Below are 7,537 nucleotides of genomic sequence, written 5' to 3'. Positions count from 1 at the left end.
CGCCCGCATCCTGGTGCTGGGCGCGGGCGGCGGCACCGGTGGCGTGGAGGCCAGGTAGGCGCTGGCGGTGCTGCCGGCGTCCGCCGGCTTCGCGGCGTCGGCCACCACGCGGTAGGGCAGCACGCCGGCCAGCGCGACCAGCGCGACCAGCAGCCAGCTGCGCACGCGTGGCATGGCGGTGGAGGTCTGTTGCAGCATGACGAGTCGCCTCTTGAGGTTGTGGAAGGTGGGGGAGGCGCCGGCGAGGCCGGCGTGCAGCGGGTGGGCCACGCCCAGTTGCAGCAGCAGGCGCCCGTAGTCCTGCGGTGCGGCGCGTCCCTGCGCCAGCGCCAGCGCGTCGCAGGCCGCCTCGCGGTGCAGCGCGTATTCGCGCATCGCCCAGCGCAGCGGCGGATGGAAGAACAGCAGCCGCGACGCCAGCGCGGGAATCCAGCCCAGCAGCAGGTCGCCGCGCTTGAGGTGCGCGAGTTCGTGCGCCAGCGCCAGCGCGGAGGCCTCGGCGTCCAGTGTGGAATGCGCCGGCCACAGCACGGCGGGGCGCCAGCCGCCGCCGACCTGGGGCGAGTCGATGTCCGGCGAGACCAGTACCGCGGGCGCGTGTTGCAGGCCCAGCTCGCGCGCCTGCCGTGCGCAACTGGCCTGGAGCGCGGCGTCCGTCGTCGGTACGGCCGAGCGGCGCAGCCGGCGGGCAAGCCGGTGCTGGCGGATGAGCGCAGGCAACTGGGCCAGCAGCAGGCACAGCCACAAGGCGATCAGGGCGGAACGCCAGTGGGTGGCCAGCCAGCCGGGCGCGGCTTCGGCCAGCGGCAGAACGGCTGGCGCCGTCGCCGAGGCCGCATCATCCGCGCGGGCGGCGACGCGGGCCGCGCCTGCCGATGCCATGACCGGCGTGGCCGCGACAATGCGCTGCGGGACGGTCGCCACCGCGGCATCCGGCGACGCCAGCAGCGGCAGCCGGATCGGCGCCTGCCAGCACAGCCCCAGCACGACCTGCAGCCCGACCAGCCACCACAGCGCGCAGCGCGCGGCGGCGGGCAGGCGCGGCAGCACGCGGATCAGCAGCGCCACGATGCCCACCAGCACGGCGGCCTGCAGCGAGGTCCAGGCCAGGCGTTCCAGCAATGGCGCGGTCAGATGAGCCAGTGTCGTCATCTCACTTCTCCTTGCGCGTGTTCTGCAGTTGTTTGACCAGCGCCTGCAGCTCGGCCAGCTCGTCGTCGCTGACCTTGCCGCGTTCCGCCATCCACGCCACGAAGGGCGACACGGAGCCGCTCAGCGTGCTTTCCACGAAGCGGCCCACCGCGCCGCGCATCGCCTCGCCGGGGCCGGTGGCGGTGCTGTAGCGGTACACGCCCTGCGCCTGGCGGCGCTTGAGGTAACCCTTGGCGCGCAGGCGCTCCATCATCGTCAGCACGGTGGAGCGGGCGAGGCCGTGCGCCTCGCCGAAACCCGCGGCCACTTCGCCCACGGAGACGGGCTCGTGCTCGGCCAGGTAATGCAGCAGGGCGAGTTCCTGGTCGCCGATGGAAGGTCTGGACATGCGGGCGCACCTGTTGTGACTACACGTGTCGGCACACTACGCCTGACGACACGTGTAGTCAACGGGTGCCGGAATGCACATGGGCGGCTTGCCTCCCGGCAAGCCGCCCATGCATGCAACACGATCGTGCGCCGGCCTCAGAACGCCATGTCGAACGCCACCTCGCCCTCCACGCCGACCTGGTAGGCCGAGACGCGGCGCTCGAAGAAGTTGGTCACTTCCTGCACGTCCTGCAGGTCCATGAAGTCGAACGGGTTCTTCGCGCCGTACTTCTTCGGCAGGTCGAGCTGGGCGAGGCGCTGGTCGGCGCAGTATTCCAGGTACTGGCGCACGTCCTTCACCGACAGGCCCACCACGCCGCCGGACAGCACGTCCTCGGCGAACTGCGTCTCGCAGGCGATCGCGTCCTCCAGCATTTCCTCCACCTGCGCGCGCATGGCTTCGTCGAACAGGTCGGGCTCTTCCGCGCGCACGGTGCGCACCACCTCGAAGGCGAACGCCATGTGGCAGCTCTCGTCGCGGAACACCCAGTTGGTGCCGGAGGCGAGGCCGTGCAGCAGGCCGCGCGAGCGGAAGTAGTACACGTAGGCGAACGCGGCGAAGAAGAACAGGCCCTCGATGCAGGCGGCGAAGCAGATCAGGTTGAGCAGGAACTGGCGGCGCTGCTCGCGCGTCTCCAGCCGCTGCACGTCCTGGATCGAGTCGATCCACTTGAAGCAGAACTCGCCCTTGGCGCGGATCGACGGGATGTTCTCGATCGCCGCGAAGGCCTTGGCGCGCTCGCCCGGGTCGGGGATATAGGTGTCGAGCAGGGTGAGGTAGAACTGCACGTGCAGCGCTTCCTCGTAGAGCTGGCGCGACAGGTACATGCGCGCCTCGGGCGCGTTGATGTGCTGGTACAGGTTCAGCACCAGGTTGTTCGACACGATGGTGTCGCCGGTGGCGAAGAACGCGATCAGGCGATGGATCAGGTGGCGGTCGGCCGCCGACATCTTGGTGTTGAGGTCGGTGGTGTCGAGCGAGAAATCCACCTCGTCCACCGTCCAGGTGTTCTTGATGGCGTTGCGGTACATCTCGTAGAACGCCGGGTAACGCATCGGGCGCAGGGTGAGCTCGAAACCGGGGTCGAGGATGTGCTGGGGGCGTTCGGGTTGGGCGGACATGTGTGGTTCCTTGGTTTTTTGCTCGTCGTCCCGGCGAAAGCCGGGATCCAGCGACTTTCGCCTATGCGATGACGTGGCGAGGGACTAAGGCACTGGATTCCAGCTTTCGCTGGAATGACGACTTGGGTGTGTTTGGAAGAATTCGGGATGCGTGAGCGGCAGCCTTGTGTCTACATGCTTGCGAGCCGTCGCAACGGCACGCTCTATACCGGTGTCACCTCCAAGCTTCCGGCGCGCGTCTGGCAACACCGCAACGAAGTGGTCGAAGGTTTCACGAGACGTCATCACGTGCATTCCCTTGTCTGGTTCGAGCTGCACGACGCGATGGAATCCGCCATCACCCGCGAGAAGGCGATCAAGACGTGGAGACGGGCCTGGAAGATCGAGTTCATCGAAAAGTCCAATCCGTATTGGCGTGACCTTTACGCAGAGGTTTGCCAGTGATCTTTACGTGGAGCTTTGCCAGTCAGGTCGACAACCCCTCACCGTCATTCCGGCGAAAGCCGGAATCCAGCGCCTTTGCACCTCGATAGCCAAAGGCACCGGGTCCCGGCTTTCGCCGGGACGACGGCAGGGCGTTACTGGCAGGCCTCGCAGTACTCCGGATTCTCCAGCGAGCAGAACACCGCGGCGTTCGCCTTCTCCTGCTCGATGGTGGGCGCGGGCGCCTCGGCCTTGCCGGCCGAGACCGTGGTCTTGGCGATCTTGGTGGCCGGGCGCGAGCGCAGGTAGTAGGTCGTCTTGATGCCGGACTTCCACGCGTACATGTACATGGAACTGAGCTGACCGATGTTCGGGTTTTCCATGAACAGGTTCAGCGACTGGCTCTGGTCGATGTACGCGCCGCGTGCGGCGCCCAGGTCGATCAGGGCCTTCTGCGGCAGTTCCCACACGGTGCGGTAGATCGTGCGCAGGCGCTCCGGGATCGCCGCTATGCCCTGGATCGAGCCTTCCGCCAGCTTGATCGCGTCGCGAATCTCGGACGTCCACAGGCCAAGCGTCTTCAGCTCCTCGACCAGGTAGCGGTTCACCACCAGGAAGTCGCCGGACAGCGTCTCGCGCTTGAACAGGTTCGACACCTGCGGCTCGATGCACTCGTAGCAGCCGGCGATGGAGGCGATGGTGGCGGTGGGCGCGATCGCGATCAGCAGCGAGTTGCGCAGGCCCTTCGCCTTGATCGACTCGCGCAGCGCGTCCCAGCGCGCCGTGTCGTTCGGCCGCGCGTGGGTCCAGTAGTCGAACTGCAGCTCGCCGCTGGCGGCGCGGCTTTCGGCGAAGCCCGGATGTGCGCCGTGCTCCATCGCCAGCTCGTTCGACTGCGACAGCGCGTGGTAGTAGACCTCCTCGGCGATGCGCGTGGACAGCGCCAGCGCCTCGGCCGAATCGAACGGCAGGCGCAGCTTGAAGAACACGTCCTGCAGGCCCATCACGCCCAGGCCCACCGGACGCCACTTGCGGTTGGCGGTGGCGGCGGTGTCGATGGGATAGAAGTTGAGGTCGATCACGCGGTCCAGCTGGCGCACCGCGGTGCGCACGGTGGCGGCGAGCTTGTCGAAGTCGAACGCGCCGCTGCCGTCGGCGTTCGGGGCGACGTGGCGCGACAGGTTGATCGAGCCGAGGTTGCACACGGCGGTCTCGCCGGCGTTGGTGACCTCGAGGATCTCGGTGCACAGGTTCGACAGGTGGATGACGTTCCCCGCCTTCGCCGTCTGGTTGCTGGTGGCGTTGCTGCGGTCCTTGAAGGTCATCCAGCCGTTGCCGGTCTGCGCCAGCGTGCGCAGCATGCGGGCGTACAGCTCGCGCGCCTTCACCTTCTTCACCGCCAGGCCGGCGGCCTCGGCTTCGCGATAGGCCTGCTCGAACGTCTCGCCCCAGCTGTCGACGAAGTGCGGCACGATCTTGGGATCGAACAGCGACCACTCGCCGTCGCTCTCCACCCGGCGCATGAATTCGTCGGGAATCCAGTTGGCGAGGTTGAGGTTGTGCGTGCGGCGCGCCTCGTCGCCGGTGTTGTCGCGCAGCTCCAGGAATTCCTCGATGTCGGCGTGCCACGGCTCCAGGTACACGCAGGCCGCGCCCTTGCGCTTGCCGCCCTGGTTCACCGCGGCGACGGAGGCGTCCAGCGTCTTCAGCCACGGCACCAGGCCGTTGGAGTGGCCGTTGGTGCCCTTGATCAGCGAGCCGCGCGAACGCACGCGCGAGTAGGCCAGGCCGATGCCGCCGGCGAACTTGCTGAGCTTCGCCACGTCGGCGTACTTGTCGTAGATCGACTCCAGCGAATCGACCGGCGAGTCGAGCAGGAAGCAGGAGCTGAGCTGCTCGTGCGCGGTGCCGGCGTTGAACAGGGTGGGCGAACTGGCGATGTATTCCAGCGCCGACAGCAGGCGATAGAGTTCCAGCGTTTCGCCGATCTCGCCGCCGCCCAGCGCGCAGGCGATGCGCATGAAGAAATACTGCGGCGTCTCGATCACGTGGCGCTTCTGCGGGTGGCGCAGCAGGTAGCGGTCGTACACCGTGCGCAGGCCGAAGTACTCGAAGCGGCGCGTGGCCAGCAGGTCGATCGCGTCGTTGAGCTTGCGCGCGTTCGCGGCCACGAAATCGCGCAGGCGCGCGTTGAGGATGCCGAGTTCCGCGCCGCGCGCGATCGACTGCGAGAAGCTCTGGATCTCCTGCCCGCTCACTTCCTTGTCGATGTAGGCGCCGAGCAGGCGCGCGGCGAGCTGGCCGTACTCGGGCTCCTCCGCGGTGAGCGCGGCGGCGGTGCGGATCGAGAGCTGGTCCAGCTCCTGCGTGGTGGCGCCGTCGTACAGGCCGCCGATGGTCTTCAGCGCCACGCGCATCGGATCGACCGCGTGCAGGCCTTCGGCGCAGCGCGTCACCGCGCGCACGATCTTGTTGACGTCCACCGCCTCCTGGCCGCCGTTGCGCTTGGTCACGCGCATCTGCGCCGGGTTGTGCGGCGGGGTGAGGGCGAAAGGCTCGCTCGGGGCGGCTTGTCGTTTTTCTTGCAGGGCGGGCATCGGGGTTTCACTGGCGGCGGCCGCGGCTTCGGCGGCCCCGGCGGAAAAGGCGGACGGCTCCGCGCGGGCGCCGGAACGCTCGCGGGTAGCGGTATCGAGAGGCTGCATGTCGGTGACTCCAGACCGTGGTGATCAACCGCCTGCTCCCGCGCGCAGGGCTGAAGTGGCGGTTGCTCGCGGACGGTCGTGCCATCGGGCGGCGGCCCGATGATCCGACGCGCCTCCCCGCGGAAGCCGTCACCACTCGGCATGGCGTTCCGGCCATGCCGTGTCGGCAGGTCTTCGGACTCGCGGACCCGGGTCTTGCGACCCACCTACTTGCCTTCGCTTCCCGGCCGCTGCGAGCCAGTGCTTGAGGGCCGGAGTCCGCCCGTTCGGGAGTGTCTGACGTGTCCCCGCCGCCGCTGGCGTCGTTGCCGCGCCTCGCCATGGCACCACCATGGCTCGTTGCTGCACCTGGCCAGCGACACCGATGACGGTGTCACCCATCTCCCGAACGGACGGACTCCGGCCCTTGGGCGTTCGTTTCCGCTTACCGCTGCGGGGCAGTTCCGGATTCGCACCGGATTCCCTTTTGAGCCCTGCCGACGATCGCGTCTGGCGGGGCACCGACAGACACAACATATCGGGATGTGCTGTGGGGGTCAACCACAACAAGTTGTGGAAAAGCCGTGGATAAGTGGCGCGGGCCGCGCCACGGCGCGCCCGCCGAGGCAGCGCCGCGCGGCAAGCGGTCCGGGGATGGCGTACGAGGTGCCCGGGGCTGCAGCCCGGCGACGCGGGAAGGACTTACAGCGCGTCCTGGTCCAGCTCGCCCGTGCGGATGCGGATCACCTGCTCCAGCGGGCTGACGAAGATCTTGCCGTCGCCGATCTTGCCGGTGCGCGCGGAGTTCTGGATCGCCTCCAGCACGCGGTCCAGCTGTTCGTCGGCCACCGCGGCCTCCAGCTTGATCTTCGGCAGGAAATCGACCACGTACTCGGCGCCGCGGTACAGCTCGGTGTGGCCCTTCTGGCGACCGAAGCCCTTCACCTCGGTCACCGTGATGCCCTGCACGCCGACGTCGGCCAGCGCTTCGCGCACGTCGTCGAGCTTGAACGGCTTGATGATCGCCACGACCAGCTTCATGGGATGTCCTCGGCAGGGGCGTCGAAGGCGACGCGGACGCCCATTTTGCCTTCACCGCCTGCTGCTGTCGCGTGGCCGATGGTGGCGGGTGTCACCAGGCGGCGCGGATGCCCCGTGCGGCATCGGGACAGGGCAGGCGACGGAGTCTGCGCGGATTCGATCCGGCCGGCTCGCGAACCCGGCTGGAAAGGGGCGGTTCATCGCAGGATGATGGGAACGGCGCGTGTCGGGGCGGGATGCGCAATCGTGCCTCGACGTTGGCTTGGCAAACGACGGGTCGACGACTTTTTCAAGCCTTGTGTAGGAAAATCCCTACATAAACTCACGGAGTCCACCGATGGTTCGTCTACCTGTTGTTCATCGATACTTTCATCCGACGAGTTCGAGGCGCCATCCATGACGGATAGGCTGGATATCGACCAGATAGCACGGCGCCTTGCATCGTTGGTTCCGCCCGGAGTGGCGCAGGCGCAGCAGGATTTGCGGGCCAATTTCCACGATGTCTTGGCGCAAGGATTGCGCCGCCTCGATCTAGTCACCCGCGAAGAGTTCGACGTCCAGAGCCAGGTACTCGCACGTACCCGGGCCAAGGTCGAAGAGCTTGAGCGGCGCGTGGCCGAACTGGAGGCCGTTGCCGCCGCCCGCGGGAGCTAGCACCACCAAGCCTCCTGGGAGCCGCCCCCGAC

The 7,537-nt window shown here is 67.8% G+C and carries 7 protein-coding genes and 1 riboswitch; of the genes, 2 read left to right on the top strand and 5 right to left on the bottom strand.

The window, feature by feature from the left end:
* From PCA_RS15055 to PCA_RS15045, 3 genes are all read right to left on the bottom strand, one after another.
* A partial coding sequence (locus PCA_RS15055) for a M56 family metallopeptidase (RefSeq protein ID WP_181303435.1) occupies positions 1-1,152 on the bottom strand: 1,152 nt, incomplete at its 3' end.
* Between the two features lies 1 nt (position 1,153).
* Positions 1,154-1,540: a BlaI/MecI/CopY family transcriptional regulator gene (locus tag PCA_RS15050; protein WP_181303434.1), complete on the bottom strand. Its 387-nt coding sequence runs from the start codon at positions 1,538-1,540 to the stop codon at positions 1,154-1,156.
* Positions 1,541-1,677: 137 nt separating this feature from the next.
* Positions 1,678-2,703, bottom strand: coding sequence for a ribonucleotide-diphosphate reductase subunit beta (locus PCA_RS15045; RefSeq protein ID WP_181303433.1), 1,026 nt, complete (start codon positions 2,701-2,703; stop codon positions 1,678-1,680).
* A 147-nt stretch (positions 2,704-2,850) separates the two neighbouring features.
* Here PCA_RS15045 and PCA_RS15040 point away from each other — a divergent pair, with 147 nt between their 5' ends.
* Positions 2,851-3,147 (top strand): GIY-YIG nuclease family protein, encoded by a 297-nt coding sequence (locus PCA_RS15040; protein ID WP_181303432.1) that lies wholly within the window; start codon positions 2,851-2,853, stop codon positions 3,145-3,147.
* Positions 3,148-3,281: 134 nt separating this feature from the next.
* Here the strand turns inward: PCA_RS15040 and PCA_RS15035 are convergent, their stop codons facing one another.
* Together PCA_RS15035 and glnK are read right to left on the bottom strand one after the other, a co-directional pair.
* The gene (locus PCA_RS15035) at positions 3,282-5,645 is read right to left on the bottom strand and encodes a ribonucleoside-diphosphate reductase subunit alpha (protein WP_255436901.1); all 2,364 of its coding nucleotides are present in this window, start codon (positions 5,643-5,645) and stop codon (positions 3,282-3,284) included.
* 333 nt (positions 5,646-5,978) lie between these two features.
* A riboswitch (cobalamin riboswitch) is annotated at positions 5,979-6,351 on the bottom strand.
* Between the two features lie 161 nt (positions 6,352-6,512).
* Positions 6,513-6,851 (bottom strand): P-II family nitrogen regulator, encoded by a 339-nt coding sequence (gene glnK, locus PCA_RS15030; RefSeq protein ID WP_181303430.1) that lies wholly within the window; start codon positions 6,849-6,851, stop codon positions 6,513-6,515.
* 396 nt (positions 6,852-7,247) lie between these two features.
* Here glnK and PCA_RS15025 point away from each other — a divergent pair, with 396 nt between their 5' ends.
* Positions 7,248-7,505, top strand: a complete 258-nt coding sequence (locus PCA_RS15025) for an accessory factor UbiK family protein (RefSeq protein ID WP_181303429.1) — start codon at positions 7,248-7,250, stop codon at positions 7,503-7,505.
* Positions 7,506-7,537: the final 32 nt, after the last annotated feature.

It is taken from the genome of Rhodanobacter sp. PCA2 (assembly GCF_013620825.1).
GTDB lineage: Bacteria > Pseudomonadota > Gammaproteobacteria > Xanthomonadales > Rhodanobacteraceae > Rhodanobacter_A.
Note: the sequence above shows the minus strand (reverse complement) of the source record. Positions and strands in the feature narration are given on the sequence as shown.

Excerpts from the sequence above, each read along its gene's own strand:
- PCA_RS15050 (WP_181303434.1), bottom strand. The coding sequence starts at position 1,540 with ATGTCCAGACCTTCCATCGGCGACCAGGAACTCGCCCTGCTGCATTAC.
- PCA_RS15045 (WP_181303433.1), bottom strand. The coding sequence starts at position 2,703 with ATGTCCGCCCAACCCGAACGCCCCCAGCACATCCTCGACCCCGGTTTC.
- PCA_RS15040 (WP_181303432.1), top strand. The coding sequence starts at position 2,851 with ATGCGTGAGCGGCAGCCTTGTGTCTACATGCTTGCGAGCCGTCGCAAC.
- PCA_RS15035 (WP_255436901.1), bottom strand. The coding sequence starts at position 5,645 with ATGCGCGTGACCAAGCGCAACGGCGGCCAGGAGGCGGTGGACGTCAAC.
- glnK (WP_181303430.1), bottom strand. The coding sequence starts at position 6,851 with ATGAAGCTGGTCGTGGCGATCATCAAGCCGTTCAAGCTCGACGACGTG.
- PCA_RS15025 (WP_181303429.1), top strand. The coding sequence starts at position 7,248 with ATGACGGATAGGCTGGATATCGACCAGATAGCACGGCGCCTTGCATCG.